General features: G+C 67.2%; 15 protein-coding genes. 3 read left to right on the top strand and 12 right to left on the bottom strand.

All coding sequences use genetic code 11. The features are described 5' to 3' along the window. Positions 1-8 precede the first annotated feature (8 nt). Positions 9-830 carry a hypothetical protein gene (locus ACIA76_RS21700; RefSeq protein WP_397153650.1) on the top strand — a complete coding sequence of 274 codons (822 nt, stop codon included), beginning with the start codon at positions 9-11 and terminating at the stop codon, positions 828-830. On the opposite strand, the gene ACIA76_RS21695 is transcribed toward ACIA76_RS21700, so the two are convergent. The 8 genes from ACIA76_RS21695 to ACIA76_RS21660 form a co-directional block, all read right to left on the bottom strand. Beyond that, positions 831-1,802: an SCO2521 family protein gene (locus ACIA76_RS21695; RefSeq protein WP_397153649.1), complete on the bottom strand. Its 972-nt coding sequence runs from the start codon at positions 1,800-1,802 to the stop codon at positions 831-833. A 2-nt stretch (positions 1,803-1,804) separates the two neighbouring features. Then, positions 1,805-2,815 carry an SCO2522 family protein gene (locus ACIA76_RS21690; protein ID WP_397153648.1) on the bottom strand — a complete coding sequence of 337 codons (1,011 nt, stop codon included), beginning with the start codon at positions 2,813-2,815 and terminating at the stop codon, positions 1,805-1,807. Further along, on the bottom strand, positions 2,815-3,732 hold the full coding sequence (locus ACIA76_RS21685) for an SCO2523 family variant P-loop protein (protein ID WP_397153647.1): 918 nt from the start codon (positions 3,730-3,732) through the stop codon (positions 2,815-2,817). The genes ACIA76_RS21690 and ACIA76_RS21685 overlap by 1 nt, the downstream gene beginning before the upstream one ends. Positions 3,733-3,739: 7 nt before the next feature. Further along, a complete protein-coding gene (locus tag ACIA76_RS21680; RefSeq protein ID WP_397153646.1) occupies positions 3,740-5,587 on the bottom strand; it encodes an SCO2524 family protein in 1,848 nt (615 codons plus the stop codon). 400 nt (positions 5,588-5,987) lie between these two features. After that, the gene (locus tag ACIA76_RS21675) at positions 5,988-8,072 is read right to left on the bottom strand and encodes an acyltransferase family protein (protein WP_397153645.1); all 2,085 of its coding nucleotides are present in this window, start codon (positions 8,070-8,072) and stop codon (positions 5,988-5,990) included. 272 nt (positions 8,073-8,344) lie between these two features. Then, positions 8,345-8,734 carry a hypothetical protein gene (locus ACIA76_RS21670; RefSeq protein WP_397153644.1) on the bottom strand — a complete coding sequence of 130 codons (390 nt, stop codon included), beginning with the start codon at positions 8,732-8,734 and terminating at the stop codon, positions 8,345-8,347. A gap of 68 nt (positions 8,735-8,802) precedes the next feature. Continuing rightward, entirely contained in the window at positions 8,803-9,627 is an 825-nt protein-coding gene (locus tag ACIA76_RS21665) for an SAM-dependent methyltransferase (RefSeq protein ID WP_397153643.1), read from the bottom strand. Positions 9,628-9,664: 37 nt separating this feature from the next. Further along, positions 9,665-10,564, bottom strand: coding sequence for a Scr1 family TA system antitoxin-like transcriptional regulator (locus ACIA76_RS21660; RefSeq protein WP_397153861.1), 900 nt, complete (start codon positions 10,562-10,564; stop codon positions 9,665-9,667). Between the two features lie 369 nt (positions 10,565-10,933). Between ACIA76_RS21660 and ACIA76_RS21655 the strand changes: the two genes are divergently transcribed. After that, complete coding sequence (locus tag ACIA76_RS21655; RefSeq protein ID WP_397153642.1) at positions 10,934-11,134, top strand: hypothetical protein; 201 nt, start codon at positions 10,934-10,936, stop codon at positions 11,132-11,134. Here ACIA76_RS21655 and ACIA76_RS21650 read toward each other — a convergent pair whose 3' ends face one another. The 3 genes from ACIA76_RS21650 to ACIA76_RS21640 all read right to left on the bottom strand — a co-directional run bounded on the left by ACIA76_RS21650 (position 11,135) and on the right by ACIA76_RS21640 (position 14,099). Then, positions 11,135-12,406 carry a PucR family transcriptional regulator gene (locus ACIA76_RS21650; protein ID WP_397153641.1) on the bottom strand — a complete coding sequence of 424 codons (1,272 nt, stop codon included), beginning with the start codon at positions 12,404-12,406 and terminating at the stop codon, positions 11,135-11,137. It lies immediately after the preceding gene. A 359-nt stretch (positions 12,407-12,765) separates the two neighbouring features. Continuing rightward, entirely contained in the window at positions 12,766-13,119 is a 354-nt protein-coding gene (locus ACIA76_RS21645) for a hypothetical protein (RefSeq protein ID WP_397153640.1), read from the bottom strand. 80 nt (positions 13,120-13,199) lie between these two features. Further along, positions 13,200-14,099 carry an alpha/beta fold hydrolase gene (locus ACIA76_RS21640; protein ID WP_397153639.1) on the bottom strand — a complete coding sequence of 300 codons (900 nt, stop codon included), beginning with the start codon at positions 14,097-14,099 and terminating at the stop codon, positions 13,200-13,202. A gap of 350 nt (positions 14,100-14,449) precedes the next feature. Here ACIA76_RS21640 and ACIA76_RS21635 point away from each other — a divergent pair, with 350 nt between their 5' ends. Beyond that, the gene (locus ACIA76_RS21635) at positions 14,450-15,499 is read left to right on the top strand and encodes a hypothetical protein (protein WP_397153638.1); all 1,050 of its coding nucleotides are present in this window, start codon (positions 14,450-14,452) and stop codon (positions 15,497-15,499) included. Between the two features lie 5 nt (positions 15,500-15,504). Here ACIA76_RS21635 and ACIA76_RS21630 read toward each other — a convergent pair whose 3' ends face one another. Beyond that, entirely contained in the window at positions 15,505-16,293 is a 789-nt protein-coding gene (locus ACIA76_RS21630) for an SAM-dependent methyltransferase (RefSeq protein ID WP_397153637.1), read from the bottom strand. Between the last annotated feature and the right edge of the window lie 100 nt (positions 16,294-16,393).

The following is a 16,393-nucleotide window of genomic DNA, read 5'->3' as shown; positions in this document are numbered from 1 at the left end:
AGACGATCATGGCCGAGCTCACCCCGTTCGTGGCCTCGATCGCCACCCGCATCGCCCGCCGCGCGGCCGGTTACGCCGCCGAGATCGATCGCCACGAGGGCCCCGAACGGGAACTGCTGGACCGGCTGAACACCCACGTGGAAGCCGTTCTCGCCGAATACAATCCGCCCGGCGTGCGCCGCGCCGTCGAGGGCCTGGTGTTCGAACATCTGTACGCGGCGGCCCGCGATCCCGCGCGCGACGAGGAGGGGTGGCGGGTGCCCAGCGCGCTGCTCGCGGCGCTGGTGGCGGCCGAGGTGGAATTCCGGGGACCGTTGCGGCTCAGCGCGATCCAGACCACCGTGCTGGCCGAGGTGTACGAGCGGCTCGGCGCGCAACTGTCCACGCTCGGCCTGCTCGCGCATGCGGTGCTGACCTTCCGCCGCGCGACCGCGCTGTACCGGATCAACGAGGATGTCGACGCCGAGGATCGATGCGGGCTGGAATTGGCGCGGGCCCGCACCCGCGCGACGCCGCAGGCCTGGCGGCGCTGGGCCGGACGCGGCTCCTATGTGCTGTGCGGCTACGGATATCGGCCATTCTGGTTGCTCGGCTGGGTGGCGGCACAGCTGGTGGTCTTCACGGTCCTCGGATTGCTGCTGGCGGGCAACGCCTCGGTCACCGAGACGATCTACATGTGCGCGACCAGCTTCCTGAATCCGCTGGGCCCCGGCGACACCCAGAATCTGCATGCGGCGGCGCGCCCGCTGTATGCGATCGAATCCTGGGCGGGCACGGTCTCGATGTCGGTGTTCTTCGCGCTGCTGGTCCGCAAGTGGTTCCGGATGTGATCACCATTCGGTATCGAAGGCCTTGTGCCGCAACGCGTCCAGCATCGCCACCGAGACGTTGTCGCGCAGCCGGTCGGTGAGCGTGCTCCATTGACGGGAGAAGCCGGGCTCGTTCTGCAGCTCCTTCCATAACGCCCGCAGCGTCGACGGGGTGTGCGCGCCGGGCATCCACAGACCCGTCATGTGCTGCAGCAGTGGCGCCAGGATGTCGAGGCGTTCGCGGCTGGACGCCCCGAACCGGTCGGCCTCCTCGAAGGCCGCGGCCATCACCGTCAGCAGCCAGTCGTGTACCGCGACATCCTCGCAGAACCGTTGCGCCGCATCCAGATCCGACTCCTCGCGCACGGTCAACCGCAGCGAGCGGGTGGTGTCGTCGTCCACGCGCAGCGTCACCGTCTGGCCCGCGCGCCGGCCGATGCGCGCGATCCAGCGCAGCCGCGTCGCGCTCGCCTGCATCGGCGGCGACTGATCCAGCCGCGCATCGGCGCGGATATGGGCCAGCAGTCGTTCGCTGATCGAGGCCATGTCCAGGGCGCCGGGGCGGCCGCTGTCGGCGAGATAGCCCTCGGCCAAGGCGATTTCGGCCACCTCGCGATCGGAGATGCGGCTGATCACCTCGGTCACGCCCTTCTGGCTGATGTAGTGCGACCAGGGCTGGCGCCGCCGCTCGGCCGCGCGCACCACCCGGGCGCGGGCCGAGGATTGCAACACCCGCCCGCCCACCAGCGTCACCCGGGTCGCGACCGTGCCCACGATCCGGGCCGCATGTTCACCCATCGGCAGATCGCAGTCGACGCCGACCGCGATCGTCGGCGAAATCGCCAGTGTCCCAGGCCTTTCCCGCCATCGCACCGCCCGGCCCGGCATCAGCGTCAGCAGTTCGCGCGCCTCGGCCCGTCCCAGCGCCCCGGCCGTCGGCAGCAGGCATGTGCGCACCTCGCCGAGCACGACCAGGGGCGTGGTGGACACCATGGCTAGGACCCGTCTAGCAACAGATGCGACAGGCGTTCGGAAACCTTGCGGGGCACCGCGGTCGGCGCCGCTTCGGCGGCGCCGCGGGCGATGATCTGGGAGACCACATCGTCGTCGAGATCCAGATGGTCGAGGATCACTCGCACGGAATGCTCGATGGCGATATAGCGCTTGGGCAGCATCGACAGCGTGTGATACGCCGCGAACGGCGCCGCCTCGGGATTGAGCCGCACCACCGGCGGCACATCGTGCCAGCGCCGCGGCCAGGGATCGTCGGGCTGCCAGGGATACGGATCCACCACGGACGCACCGTGATAGCGCAGCATCCCCAGCCGCAGCAGATGCCAGACCGCGGCCAGGAACGGGCACGACCACCGGGTCACCGTCCCCTGATCGGTCACATGCGTGCTCCACAGCTGCACATCGAGGAAGATCGAATGCTCGCGTCGGCCGAACTCCTCGGGCGGCCGGAATGTCCTGCCGCGCATGGCCTGTGCCGGTTCGCGGTCGGAGGACCGACGCCCGTTGCACAGCCAGCCCGATTCGGCGGTGGGCGGACGGCTGCCGGTATCGGGCGGCGCGGGCTCGGCGACGATGCGCGCGGCCACCATCTCCGCCACCGGAATCGGCTCGCCCAGCGGCACCCCGTCGACGAAGGCCGAACTCTGCCAGCAGCCGGATTCCCGTGCCAGATAGTCGATCACGAGCCCGGCCTCGTCGGCGGCGGCCAGCAGGGCGCCGAGCGCCTCGGCGGCGTCGGTATCGGGCTGGAAGTAATCGTCGAGCAGATAGCAGGTGCTGACCCGGGCATCGGTGCCGAACCGCACCCGCGCCGATTCCACGAAGGCCGCCACCAGCGGGGCCATCCGGCGGAACTCCGACTTCAGATGTCGGGCATCGCCCAGGATGTCGTTGAGATAGAAGTGTCCGACCTCGATGGACATATGCGACATGGGCACCGGCTCGATCCACGGCTGCTCGGTTGCCTCGGTGTAGGTCTGCGTGTCGGGCATCAGAGCCTTTCCCAGGTGGCGTTGTCGACCAGGCGCCGGGCCAGTTCCGCATAGGCCAGCGCGGTCTCCTCGTTGGCGATCTTGGCGTTGACATCGGAGTCGAGCACGATCTGCTCGCGCCACTGCAGCACGGGCTCGATCGGGGTGGCGCCCAGCACCGCGGTGGCGCCCAGGTGATTGGCCGAGGCGAGCCGCTTGAGCGCGGCGTCCTGCTCCTGCAGCCAGGCGGCCTGTGCGGGGCGCTCGGCCGTGCGATGCGAATCGGCGGCGGCCAGGGCCGTGCGGACATAGCGGATCGAGCCCAGCAGCTCGTCCGGATCGTGCCCGCAGGCGCGGCCGGTTTCCAGCAGGCCGTGTGGCCCGTGCACGAGTCCCGAGGCGGCCAGGATGTGCTGACGGGTCCAGCGGTGGAAGATGAGCCAGCGCGCGGTGCGGCGGCGCAATTGGGGCAGCGCCGTGGCCTGTAGCGCGATCTCCAGCGCCACCGACCGGCCCGCGCTGAGATCGACGACCACGACCTTGAATTCCTGTTCCAGCGCGACCAGCAGTTCGGCGCACCGCCGCACCACGGTGTTGTCCATGATGAGGAATTCCGCGCCGCCCTCGTCGCCGGGCAGCAGCACCAGCCGCCCCGCACGGGGACCGATGCGCCGCAACTCGATTCGATCGGTCGAGGCGCCGACGTCGACCCGGGCCGCGGTGCCGCTCTGGCCGAGCAGATACGAATGCACCCCACCCCCGGCCACGCCGCGCTCGACCGAGCTGATCTCGAAAAGCGCACCCGCGGTGGGCGATCCGAAGTCGAAGTCGACGTAGACGACATTGCGCCCGGACAGGCACAGCCGATAGGCGATATTGCAGCTGGTCACCGAGCGACCGGTGCCACCCTTGTCGGATGTGGAGAAGACCAGCATCATTCGGCCCTCATCGCTGGGCGTCCTGCCGGGCGTAGGCCAGCTCGTCGAGCTGGACCAGGGCCTCGGTGGCGAGACTGAACGCCGTGCCCGGGCGCTCGGTCAGCTGGGCGCGGGCGCGATCGAGCGATTGCGCGATCCGGTTGAGCGCGGCCCACTTCGGCGACAGATAGCCGTCGCTGACCAGCAGCCGCTCCTGATTGTGCAGATGTTCGGCCTCACTGAGCAATTCGACCGCGCGCTGCATCATCGACTGTGGCGCCAGCGGCGGCTGCCGGAAGGTGTCGTAGGCCACCACCAGACATTCCATGACGCGCTCGGTCATGAACCACGACGGTTCCTCGGCAGCGAGTCCGGCCGGGCCCAGCACCGCGTAGGTGTCGTCCCACAGTCCCGCCGCCTGGCCGTGCCGCAGCATGCGCCGATCGAGATGGTCCATGGCGGATTCGGCCAGCGCCATGAGCTGGTCGCGGGTGGCGACATCGGTGCGCAGCCGTGCGGCCTGCAGCGTGCGCTTGAGCATCATCGTCACGAAATCCGGTACGTACCAGAGCAATTGCGGCCCGCCCTCGATCTCCTCGCTGCCCGCCAGTCGCAGCCGCACGCCTGGATAGTGCAGGGTCGCGGCCGGATCGTGGGTGGTCAATCGGCTGATGACGCGACCGCGCCTGGCCAATTGGTCGAAGACCGCCACTGTGCGCGCCAGATCGTCGGTGCTCTCGCGCACCACCAGATCCTGAATCAGCATGGCCGCCACGGCGAGACTGAAGTAGTCCGATTCCTCGCCGTCGGAGGTGCGCCAGGGGATGTCCTCGAGTGGCCAGCGGCCGGTGCCGAAGCGGGCCACGGTCGACCAGTACTTCTCGGTCAGCTCGAGGCGCAGCTGCAGCGCGTCGGCCAGATAGCGCTGGGTCTCGTCGAGCAGGTCGAGCTCTCGAATGCGTTGGGAGGTCAGATCTCTGACGCCATCCAGGGCCACCGCGGTGAAGTACAGGTAGGGCCGGGATTCGGCATGTCCGGCGGCGTCGGCGACATGGTTGTGCACCAACTCGATCGACTCGGCCTTGCGGAAAATGCCCCAGCTCCAACCACATTCGAACAGCCGCAGATCGTCGGCCACGTCGACCTCGGTGGCCTGGGCGAGCCGGACCTCGTTGGCCGCCTGTACGCGCAATCGCTCCAGCCGTGCCGACAGCGTCGTGATCAGCTCCTCGGTGGATCCGCCGCCCTGGTTGATCATGTGCAGAATAGCCTGCCCGGCATCGGATTTCGGCTCCGGGGTGTGAATCACGAAGCTGCGCACCAGCCCGGTCATCGCCGCGGTGAGCCGGGCGCGGATCAACCGCTCGACGGCGTCGATCCGCGGTTCGAGTTCCCGTGCCTCGCGGCGCACCTCGCCGGAGACGAAGCGCCGGAATCCGCGCAGGAAGCGCAGCGAGGCGATGCACAGGCTCAACGACATCGAATACGAGTCGACGACCTCGATATCCAGCTGCGCCTCGGTGGGCCGGGCCTCGTCCTCGGCGCGCAGATAGCCGCGCGCGCCGAATTGCGGTTCGCCGTCGGTGGTGTAGCGCGCCAGATAGTCCTCGATCAGCCCGACCAGCACTCCGCCGATGCGGGTGCGTTCCCCGAATCCGGCCAGCGCCTGTTCCACGTCGGTGGCTATGTCGTCGGGGCGGTCCAGCGCGAACGCCTCGATTTCGGTGGCCGGATACAGCAGGCACAACAGCTGTTCGGCATCGCTGATGGAATTGGCGCCGTCGCGACCGCCCCAATTCCATGTGCCGCCTCGATAGCAGCTGTCCAGCACGGCTCGCCAGAGATCCAACAGCTGTTGCCGTGGGCGAATCCTCATCCGTTCATTCCTTGCCCCCTGCCATTCGGCGTTCGCCGAATGTCGCACTTAAAGTGTGCCCTCAGTACGCCCGCTCTGCCAGAGAGTTTGCTATCAAGGTGGAAAACATGTCGGGAACTTCCGGGTCGAACAGCCGGACCAGCGGGTCCGACCGCCGTGACCTGGGGGTTGCGGTGAGTGAACTCGGATACTGCCATTCGGAATGAATCCGTCTGGGCCCGAATGTAATTGCACCGTGGCCCGATCTCGAGGTTTGTTGGCCAGAAATGCACTCGGTCGTGACCGGGCCTCGCGAACCGTTGCCGGGAATACGCTCTCCCGTAACCGAACCTGGTGGTCCGCAAAGACGGATGCAATTACATCGCGGCCAGGATTCGGCCGTTTCTGCCGGAATGGCGAATTACCACCAGCGCAGGATCGGTCGCAGGCGGCGCTCCAATTCCGGTGCCAGCGTGCGCGAGTAGCTCGAGGTCAGGTGATGTTCGTCGTGGTAGACCAGCACGTTGCCGATCACGACGGGACAGACGTCGCGATCGCAGAAGGCGTCGGTGACATCGATGGGGAAGACGTTGGGGAACGCACCCGCGCGGGCGGCGGCCGGATCGACCGGCGCGAGCGCGTCGGCGCGGCGCATACCGCAGCCCGCCGGGGTGCCGCCGTCGGCCAGGCAGTCGATGGCGCGGTAGCGAATGCCGTTGCGCCGCAACCACGGCGTATCACGCACGGCCACCACATTCAGCCCGCGTTGCGACAGCGCCGACCACACATCGAGATAGTCGTCCGGGGTCTCGTCGCCGCCCTCGTCGGCAGGCCGGGTGCCGGTGGTGAACACCCAGTCCGGCCGCTCGGCGCCGAGCAGATCGATGACCTCGCGCGACCAGTCGCCGCAGTCCGGATTGGGTTCGCCCTTGTAGTCGGCCTCCTGATCGAGGGTGAGCGGGCAGCCCATCTTCAGATGCACCAGCAGGCGGAAGTGATGCCGCTCGGCGAGCGTCTGCAGTGCGGGCATCCAGTGTTCGGCATGGGAATTGCCGACGACCGCGAGCGTGCGGGCCGCCGCGGTATCGCCGTAGGCGCAGGTGACCACGGCGCGGGTGTTCCAGTCGGCGATGCAGCCGTCGCGGGTCGGCGCGGGCAGCTCGGCCGGGGCGTCGTAGACCGTGGGCCGCATCGGCGCGGGCGGTGTCGCCATGCCGTCGGTCAGCGCCTGCGCACCCGGATAGCGCAGCGCGTCCAGATCCACGACGGGGCGTGGGGGATTGGCGTGCAGGACGGCCTGCCAGGCGACGATCGAGGCGATGATCGCGATCCCGGTGGTCGTGACGAACGCCCCGAGCGCGCGGCGGTACCGGATCGCGGCGCGGCGGATGACGTTGTCGCGCAACGGCTGTTCCACCAGTCGGTGGGTGAGGAAGGCCAGGGCGAGCGAGACCGCGAAAACCCCGATCCCGACCGACATTCCGGCCCGCGGGACGCGGAGTTCGCCGAGGGTGAGAATGAGAATCGGCCAGTGCCACAGATACAGGGCGTAGGCGAGCTCACCGAGCAGCACCGGCCCCGCGGCGGCCAGCAGCCGATTGGGGATCGGCAGGCGCCCGGAATCGATATGGGCGCCCGCCACGATCAGCGCCGCGGTCGCGCCGACCGGCAGCAGCGCCGCCGGTCCCGGGAACCGGTGTACGCCGTCGATGAGCCAGCCGCACAGCAGAACCGCGATGAGGCCCACCGCGGCGAGGACCGCCCGCAGCGCGCGCGGCGGCGCCAGATACGGCAGGGCCAGCGCCAGGCCCGCACCGACCAGCAATTCCCAAGCGCGCGCGGCACTGTCGTAGTAGCTCCAGCCCTGATGGGTCGAAACGCCATGGGCGGCATAGCCGAACGACGTCGCCGCGGCGGCGACGATCACCGCCGCGAGCAGCGGCCGAATCGCGGTGGGCTGCCGCAGCATTCGGCAGAGCGTGGTCGTCGCCGCGATCAGCAGCAGCGCCGCCAGATAGTACTGCCCCTGCACCGACATCGACCACAGATGCTGCAGCGGGCTCACCGACGGATCGGCGGCCAGATAGTCCGTCCACGACAGGGCCAGCTGCCAATTCTGGTAGTAGAGCAGCGAGGCCAGCGTCTGGCGGGCCACCTCGGCCCACTGCGTCACCGGCCGCAGCAGCAGCGTCGCGACGGCGACCGTGGCGAGCACCACCACCAGCGCGGGCAGCAGCCGCCGCGCCAGCCGCCGCAGCGTGATCCCGACCCACAGCCGCGCTGCGGCGGGCTCCGCCGCGATCGGCTCGGCGCGGCGCAGCAGGGAGGCGGTGAAGAAGAAGCCGGACAGCACCAGGAAGACGTCCACGCCGCCGGACACCCGCCCCACCCAGATGTGGAACACCACGACCAGGGCAATGGCGATGCCGCGCAAACCGTCCAGATCGCGACGGTAGCCGCCGGTCCGTGTGCCGGCGGCCGCGATCGTCGCCGTCTCGATCGTCATCGCGCCGCGGTCACCCGCGGGCGCTGGCACGAATCGACGACCGGTGAGTGAACGGCGAGTAGATGCGGCACGACATTTCTTTATCACGCAGCCGATGGTTCCGGCCCATCGACGCCCCGTAGCCGCCCCGGTTTTCGCCGGGCCCCTGTGACGGGTGACGACCCGCGGGCCGCCCGGCCGATGAATATCACCGAATGTCTGCGCTCATACCGCCCCCGGGCTTAAAGTTGTTGAAGGACAACGTCGTTGGATGGCCGTGTGTTCCGAACGCCTCAGCCGCGGTCGAATTCACGATTACGCACCCCGTCGTGGAAGGCGTCGAGTTCGGCCTGGTCGAAGATCAGCTCGACATCCGGCACGGGTTGCGTTGTGGCAGCACGGAATACGTACATATCGTCGGTGCGGCGGGTGACCGTCAGCGGGGCGGCCTCGACCCGGCCCACACGCACGCCGGCCTGATAGGCATCGAACTGTTCATCGGTGAACAGCAACAGCTCATCGGCGGGCAGCACGGTGGTGGGAGTGATGCGATCGGAGGCGCGCTTGTCGTCCCACATCGCGGTCCAACCGTCCCTGCGTGCGATGCGCACACAGTTCTGGTTGGGGGAGCTGGCTTGTGCCTTGCGGAATTCGGCCGCGACGAAGGTCGGTAGCAGCGTCATTGGTGTTGCCTTTCTACGGAGTAAAGCCCAGGCGCGCGGAGGCTGACGTCCACGCGCCTGCGTGTCGCCTATGGCTTGTAGCCAACGGCGGCGAAGTTACACGGCCGTGCCGGATCCTGGGAATCCACCGATTCGATGGGCCGCCACTCCGGCGCGTGTACCAGGCCCGGCTCGACCAGCTCGAAACCGTCGAAGAATGCGGCGAATTCGTCCCGGGTGCGGTTGACGACCGGATCCGAGGTCTGTTTGTACAGCTCGGTGAGCGCGAGTATGCGCTCCTTGACCTCCGGCGAGGCCTCCCACAGCGAGGCGTGGCTCATCGCCACATAGCTGCCGGCGGGCAGTCGGTCGCGCAACTGTGCCATCAGCTCATACGGGTGATCGCTATCGGGAACGAACGGCCAGACGCTGATGATGAGCAGACCTATCGGCTGGTCGAAGTCGAGGAGCCGGCGGGTGTCGGCATCTCCGAGGATCAGATCCGGGCAGCGCAGATCGGCCTCGATGATGGCGGTGGTGTCCAGCGCGTCCTGCTGCGCGAGCAATTCGTGCGCGCGGGTGACGGCCTCGAAATCGTTGTCGACATAGACCACCCGGGTGTCCGGTGCCGATTGCCGGGCCACCTCATGGGTGTTGCCGACCGTCGGCAACCCGGAGCCGATGTCGAGGAACTGCCGAATGCCTCGCGCCACCATGAAGTTCGTGGCCCGCTGCAGGAAACCGCGGTTGTGATGGGCCCAGACGTCGGCATAGGGGAAGATCTGGAAGATCTTCTCCCCGAACACCTTGTCGACGTCGAAGACCGCCTCCCCGGAGAGGTAGTAGTGATACATGCGCGCCGCCGATGGGCGGCTCACATCGATATCACGCGACTGAAAGTCGTTCTCGCTCATTCCCCATACCCCTTCTGCTTTCGTACCCCTTCTTCGTTCACCCGGTGGTGAAAGTCTTGCGGCGCACCGAGCGCGTGACGTGCTCGATGAAGGCACGCGAATCCTCGGCGCCCAGCGCCGCGGCCGACAGCCGCGACCACACCGTCTCGCGGGCGGTGACGGCCGGCTTGTCGTCGATATAGCGAATATCGCCCTGGCTCTCCACGATCGCCATGTCCAGATCGCCGGCCGCGCCGGGGGAGGGCACCCGCACCAGCGTGAACCGATCCTCCATGCCCGCGCCGTGCGCCGTCACGGCGAACGGCAGCACCTGGATCATGATGTTGCCGCGCCGCGACAGCGTGAGCAGATGCTGGAGCTGTTCGAGCATGACCGCGCGGCCGCCGTACTCGCGCCGCAGACACGATTCGGACAGAATCGCGCGGAACTGGGGTGGATGGTCCTTGGTCAGGATCTCCTGGCGGGCCAGCCGCGCCCGCACCGAATCCTCGACGGCCTGGTCCGCATCGGCGTCATCGGGATGTTCGGGCTCGTGCAGGGCACGGATATAGGACTCGCACTGCAGCAGGCCCGGCATGATCTCGGCCTCGGTGACCCGCAGCAGGCTGGCGTAGTTCTCGAGATCGACCAGCAGCCGCAGATCCTCGAGATAGGCGCGGCGGTAGCCGGTATTCCAGAAGCCGCGCTTGTGATTGTCGCGGCGCAGCTCCTCGAGGGTCTCGAGATAGCCGGACTCGGTGAAGCCGAGTTGGGTGGCCAGGCGTTCGAGATCGCCGACGGTGATCGAGCTGGCTCCGGTGAGGAGCATGGCGATCCGGCTCTGAGAGGTATCGATGATCTTGGCGGCCTCGCTCTGACTGACGCCGGCGGCGGTGATCATATGTTCGATCTCTCGGCCTAACAAAAGTTTTCGCGCCGTGCGCAGTCGCGTACCCATGGTGAACGACGGACCCGCCATCCGGCCAGTTCGCCTGTAACCCCTTCTGCCCCAACCTCTTTCGCTTGCGTGATAATCACGCTAGCATTTATCACGTACAGAATATCACAATTTCAGATGTGCAGCGGGTTGGTGGGGAGCCATCGCGGCGTCTGGTGGGAGGGGAGTCGACATGACGACTACCACGCGAATGTGTTCTGCGCCTTGCCGTTTCGGCGATGTGCAACATTGTGACGGAGCGGACGGACCGCTCACCGAGGCTGTCGCACGCCGGATACTCGTTGCGGAGCATGCTGTTTCATGCACGCGCTGGGTAGCCGCGGTGGCCTACCTATCGGCCGGCCTGGACGACGATTGACGAGGGATGTCGTGACCGGATTCCAGTCCTCGATCTGGCCGCTCGGCTGGCCGCACGAGGCGCCGGAGCAGCCTTTGTCGGTGAACGAGGCCCATCTGACCATGCAGCGCCATCGCGGTTGTCTGCGAGACGAGTGTCCACGTAAACAGGCGGCCTATCGAACGCTGGTGGAGGCCGGGCGGATTCGGCCCGACTCCGGCCGCGCGCTCTGATCAGCCGCGATAGGTCCGCGCGACCAGCGCGGACCGCAGGTACCACAGGCCGCTGGCCTGGGCCGGATCGAAGCCGGTGAGCTGGCCGATGCGCTTGAGCCGGTAGTCGACGGTATTGGTGTGCACGTGCAGCAGCCGCGCGGTGCGCTGCCGGTTGAGGTTGTGCGCGATATGGGTCTGCAGCGTCTCGAGCAGTTCCGGATGGGCGTCGAGCGGATCGAGCAGTGAGGCGAGGTATTCGCGTCCGGGGCCCGGCCGGGTCAGCTGATACTCCAGCGCCAGATCGTCGAAGCGGTAGAGCCCGGGCACCGACTGCAGCCGGCTCACCATATCGAGCAGTTCGTGTGCCTGATCGGCGGCGGTCGGGACGGCCTCGGTCGCGGCGGTGACCACCGTGGCGGTGAGCTCTACCCGTGCCGCGCGCGACAGCAGGCCGATCAGCTCGTCGAGATCGTCGTCGGCGAGGCGGTCGGCCGGGATCAGCAGGGTGCCGCCGTCGACACTCAGCAGCGACAGCGCCGATTCCCCGCAGTGGGTGGCCACCTCGGCCTGCACCCGGCGAAGTTTGCGGCGCGCCACCACCTTCGCGTCCAGCATCGGATCGGCCTCCTCCGGATGCGGCGGCAGGGCCAGCGCCAGCACGCGATAACACTCGGCGATCTCGATACCGCATTCGCGGGCCATGGTGGAGGTCGGATGTCCGCCCAGCAGTGCGGAGGTCAGGGTGTGCACCGCGGTGTGGTGTTCGCTGACCACCGCGCGCAACTCGCGCACATAGGCCATCGATACCGCGGAGGTCATGGTGTCGAGCATCTCCACCACGAGTTTGGCTCCGCCGAGCAGGTTTTCGTAGTCGGCGAGGCTCAGGGTCAGCATCGTGTCGTGATCGCTGGAACCGGCCGCGCGATGCCGATCGGCGGCATGGGCGACCACCAGATCGAAGCCGATCTTGAAGCCCTCGTGGATGGCGTGGTGGATGGTGTCGATGGGCACGCCCTCGCGCGCCCATTGGGCGGCGGCCTCGGCGAGTCGTTCCGTCTTCTCCGGAATGTCCTGACCGTCGAGCATGCTGACGGCCAATTCGAGGCAGACCCGGGTGACCGTGGTGACATCACCCTGGATGGCCTCCCCGGGTAATGTGCCGCAGGGCGCGACGTTCTGCACGAAGTGGCCGACCATCTGCCGCGACAATGCCCAGACGTCCTGCAGTGCGGTCGACATCGGTCGTCCGGAGACCGTCAGGCCGGGCCGGTCCGGGGTGGCAATGGACATGTCCACACCTTCCTTCGGATTTCGTGCCAAGGTAACCGTCTCGAGACCGCCGGGTGTCGGTTTCGGTCATCGATCGTGACAGTTCGGTAGCAATCGGGCGGACGGTTTGGTGAACCCTCACAACGAATCCCGCAAACCGACCGGCCCGCCCATCCATGGGCCGCTCCGCGCCGAATCACAGTTCAGAACGGCCAGATCCGTACTCGCAGAAAAGATCCCAAAAGGAAGGATTCGTGATGATCCCGCATTTCATCGAGAACCTGATGTGCGCAGTATCCGATTTCCTCGGTAGGCTGCTCGTACCCTGACGGGCGCGGCGGCCGGATTCGGCGAGGAGTTGCGCGTTCCGGATCCGGCCGTCAGACCGGGCGCAGCGGCGGACGGCCGGTGGGGAAATCGTCGTCGTCGCCGTCGTCGTACTGGAGCAGGGTGTGCGTCCCGGCCTCGCGATCGAATTCGGCATCGTCGACCCGGAACTCCTCGGCGGCGCTTCGGATTTCGGCCATCTCGAAATCGGTGTAGCGACCCAGCACCTGGACGGTCCGCTCGTCGATGCCGCGGTTGAGTGCCTCGGCGGCGGCGATCAACTTCTGGTCGACGATATCCTTATAGGTCGGATCGTCGCTGGTCAACTGCTGTAGCATCGTCTGCCAGCGCGATAGTCGGCCCAGATAGGCCAGACCCGAGTGCTCCTCCATCGACTCGTGAGCCATGACCGACTCCTTATCCCAGGGCGACCTTCTCGACAACGTTACTCGCGGCATGGCGGGCCGGATGGACAACGGGCCCTCCGTTATCTGATGTAGGTCTGCATCCAGTTGATCACGGCCAGCTGATAGGCGCGGGTATTCCGGGCGAGATTGACCGAATGCCCGCTACCGGGCAGTACGAAGGTCTGCAACTTGGCGGCGGGGGAGAAGTACTGTGCCTCCTCGTCGTGCAGTGTCGCGGAATCGGTACAGACCGAATAGTTCGTACCGCAGGACAAACGGTCCTTGCTGCCGTTGACGATGAGCACCGGCGCGGTGATGAAGCTCGACATGCCGGGCAGCGTGGAGGCCAGGCCGTCGGGATACTCCGTCAGCGAGAAGACCTCCTTCGTCTTCTCGTCGTGCGCGACCACCGCCGGATCGGCATCGGCCGGATCGTAGAAGTCGTGCATGCGGGTGCCCGGGCGGGTGACCAGATAGCCGGGATCGGTGATGCGCCCGGCGAATTCGGGATCGTGGACGGCCGGATAGTAGGTCGAGACCACGCCGAGCGTCTCGGGGATGTTGAGCGCGTGCGAATAGCCGGTGAGGATCACCCCGTCGGCATCGTGGTTCGACGAGGACTCGATGACCGAGGTGCCCGAGGTCAGCGAGTGGCCGACGATGACGACCTTCGCGAACGGCGGTGCGCCCGCGATGCCGCCGCGCGCCGACCCGACGATCTGGTGCAGCGCCTGGGCGGTGGCGGTCGCGGTCAGCGTCAGCGCCGGCGGGTGGGTGCTCTCGCCGTTGCCGAGCCGATCGACCACGAGAGTGGCGTAGCCCGCGGCATTCATCGCGCGGCGGAAGCTGTAGACATCCGGCTGATATTGGAAGTCCCAATAGGTGCCGTTGTAGTTGGACCCCGCCATCAGCACCATCACCGTGTTGGAGGGTCCGCTCGCGGGCTGGCACAGCGTGGAGCCCAGCTGCCCCTGCGGCACGGGATAGAAGAATGATTGACAATTGCTCTGTGATGACGTGTCATCGGCCCGGGCGACCCCGGGAGCGAAACAGAGCAATGCTGCCGCCGCTGCTGCGGCGAAGTTCCTGACCGAGGTTCGCACGCGATGCGCTCCCATGGGTGAGATCCGAAGACCGCCTGTCCGACATCCTTATTCGGGCATCAATGAGGCAGGCTATAGCCCAAGATGGTCGACATGCAAGGCTCCGGCAAACCCGCTGGAGTGGAATGTTTCATTTTCGTATCCGTTGGGCCGCAGGGCGACTCGGTAGAGTGAGCCTTCGGACAACCGGGGTGGCGACACCACACAGGAGAGGAATCCCTTCGAGGATGGGTGACACCGCCAGGCGGGCTGTGCATTTCGTGGGCAGTTTCCCGGCCGAGAGTACCGACGACGCCATGCGCGCCATGCTGGGCGGCGCGAGCGCGCGGTTGCGCACCCTGCCCACGGGTGAGGTGCGTCGTTACGAAACCTATCTTCAGGTCATCGTCGCCGATCTGGTGGCGCAGGGCGTGCTGGAGGTCAGCTCGCCCGGCAGCTGGGATACCAGCAGTGAGCGCACCCTGCATCGCGTCGCCACCGGCACCGAATTATGCGGCGGCGCAATGAATCTCGGCTATCTCGACGAGGCGCGCGAGGCGCTGCCGGTGTTCCGGGAACAGTGCCGGGAGCGCGATCGGACCGATCTCGCGCTGCAGATCGGCATGCCCACCGCCTTCACGCTGGCGTTCATCGCACTGGGCGTATCCGGGGCGCGCAGATATGAGCGGGCGTTCGCCGATGCCATGGTTCGCGATATCACGGCCGTGCGCGAGTTGGCCGGCGACGATGTGGTCATCCAATTGGAGGCGACCGCCGAAATGGTGGCGATGGCCAAGGCGCAGCCATTTCATCGACCAGTCGAGACCGCATTGGGTCTGGGAAAGGGAATTGCCGCGGTGGCGGCCGCATCCCCGGCGGGTACGCGTTTCGGTGTGCATCTGTGCCTCGGCAGCATGAACAACAAGGCCCGGGCAACGTTCCGCAACGCCCGGCCGCTGGTCGCCCTGGCGAATTCCGTTGCCAGGCACTGGCCCGCCGGACGTCCGCTGGAATTCGTGCACGGGCCGCTGGCCGCCGGTGAGATTCCGCCGCCGTCGAACGCGAATTTCTATACGCCGCTGCGGGATTTGGCGCTCGGCCCGGATACCGCGTTCTACGCCGGAATCGTCCACGAGATCCCGTCGCGGGACGAACAGGTGCATCTGCTGCATCTGGCCGAGCAGGCGCTGGGGCATCGGGTCGGCGGAGTGGCCAGCGCCTGCGGGCTCGGCCGCCGACCCCGGCCGATAGCCGATGCGTTGGTGGCGCGCGCCGCCGAACTCGCCGACGCGCCGTAACCCGATTACGGTTTGCGGACGATTCCGGCCAGGATCCGCAGCAGCGTCGGCGGGAGCTCCCCACCGAGCCAGTCCTGAATGGTCACCACTCCCGGCGGAAGGATGTCGAATCCGTCGAGGAGTGCGGTCGTCTCGGCCGCGGAGCGGAAGCAGAATTGGGCCGTCGTGCCGGTGGTGTCGCGGCGGGCCTGGTCCATGAATCCGCGATCGCTGTCGTCGGATCCCTGGGTGAAGGCCAGGAAGCTGCCCGGCGCCATCGCATCACGGAATCGCGCGAGCATCTCGGCCGGGGCCTCGTCGGCCATGATGTAATGCAGGACGCCGACGAGCAGTATCGCGACCGGTTGGTCGAAGTCGACGAGATTCTCCCCGCGCAGCCGGTCGACGAGATCGAGATCGCGCACGTCCGCGAGCATCGGGTGGACGCCCGCCACGCCGGAGAGCATGGCGTTGGAGTGTGCGAACACCACCGGGTCGTAATCGACCGAGACCACCCGGATGGCCGGATCGTGCTTGTGCGCCACCTCGTGCACGGCCGGTGAGGTCGGAATTCCCGCGCCGAGATCGAGGAATTGCCGCACGCCCGCATCGAGCGCCAACTCGACACCGCGGATGAGGAATTGGCGGCTGAACCACGCCAGGGTGCGGTTGTCCGGCGCGGTGGCAAGCATCCGCTGCGCTACCACGCGGTCCACCTCGTAGTTGTCTTTACCGCCCAGTAGATAGTCGTACACGCGAGCCGCGTTCGGTTTGGTCGGATCGACGCCTTCCGGTACTCGCCTATGCCCTGGCACCGCACCTCCTTCGACGTACCTGATAAGCGTACAAGCCGCCACGCCCCGCGAATGGGAAACGCATCGCCTCTTTCGTGCGTTGCCGCCCAGCCGGTTTCGT

Source organism: Nocardia sp. NPDC051570 (assembly GCF_044454005.1).
GTDB lineage: Bacteria > Actinomycetota > Actinomycetes > Mycobacteriales > Mycobacteriaceae > Nocardia.
This window is presented reverse-complemented; position numbering and strand designations above follow the sequence as displayed.

Coding starts and splice junctions, on each gene's coding strand:
- ACIA76_RS21685 (WP_397153647.1), bottom strand. CDS start 3,732: ATGATGCTGGTCTTCTCCACATCCGACAAGGGTGGCACCGGTCGCTCG.
- ACIA76_RS21700 (WP_397153650.1), top strand. CDS start 9: ATGGCCGAGCTCACCCCGTTCGTGGCCTCGATCGCCACCCGCATCGCC.
- ACIA76_RS21680 (WP_397153646.1), bottom strand. CDS start 5,587: ATGAGGATTCGCCCACGGCAACAGCTGTTGGATCTCTGGCGAGCCGTG.
- ACIA76_RS21670 (WP_397153644.1), bottom strand. CDS start 8,734: ATGACGCTGCTACCGACCTTCGTCGCGGCCGAATTCCGCAAGGCACAA.
- ACIA76_RS21690 (WP_397153648.1), bottom strand. CDS start 2,815: ATGCCCGACACGCAGACCTACACCGAGGCAACCGAGCAGCCGTGGATC.
- ACIA76_RS21635 (WP_397153638.1), top strand. CDS start 14,450: ATGGGTGACACCGCCAGGCGGGCTGTGCATTTCGTGGGCAGTTTCCCG.
- ACIA76_RS21665 (WP_397153643.1), bottom strand. CDS start 9,627: ATGAGCGAGAACGACTTTCAGTCGCGTGATATCGATGTGAGCCGCCCA.
- ACIA76_RS21650 (WP_397153641.1), bottom strand. CDS start 12,406: ATGTCCATTGCCACCCCGGACCGGCCCGGCCTGACGGTCTCCGGACGA.
- ACIA76_RS21645 (WP_397153640.1), bottom strand. CDS start 13,119: ATGGCTCACGAGTCGATGGAGGAGCACTCGGGTCTGGCCTATCTGGGC.
- ACIA76_RS21695 (WP_397153649.1), bottom strand. CDS start 1,802: ATGGTGTCCACCACGCCCCTGGTCGTGCTCGGCGAGGTGCGCACATGC.
- ACIA76_RS21660 (WP_397153861.1), bottom strand. CDS start 10,564: ATGGGTACGCGACTGCGCACGGCGCGAAAACTTTTGTTAGGCCGAGAG.
- ACIA76_RS21675 (WP_397153645.1), bottom strand. CDS start 8,072: ATGACGATCGAGACGGCGACGATCGCGGCCGCCGGCACACGGACCGGC.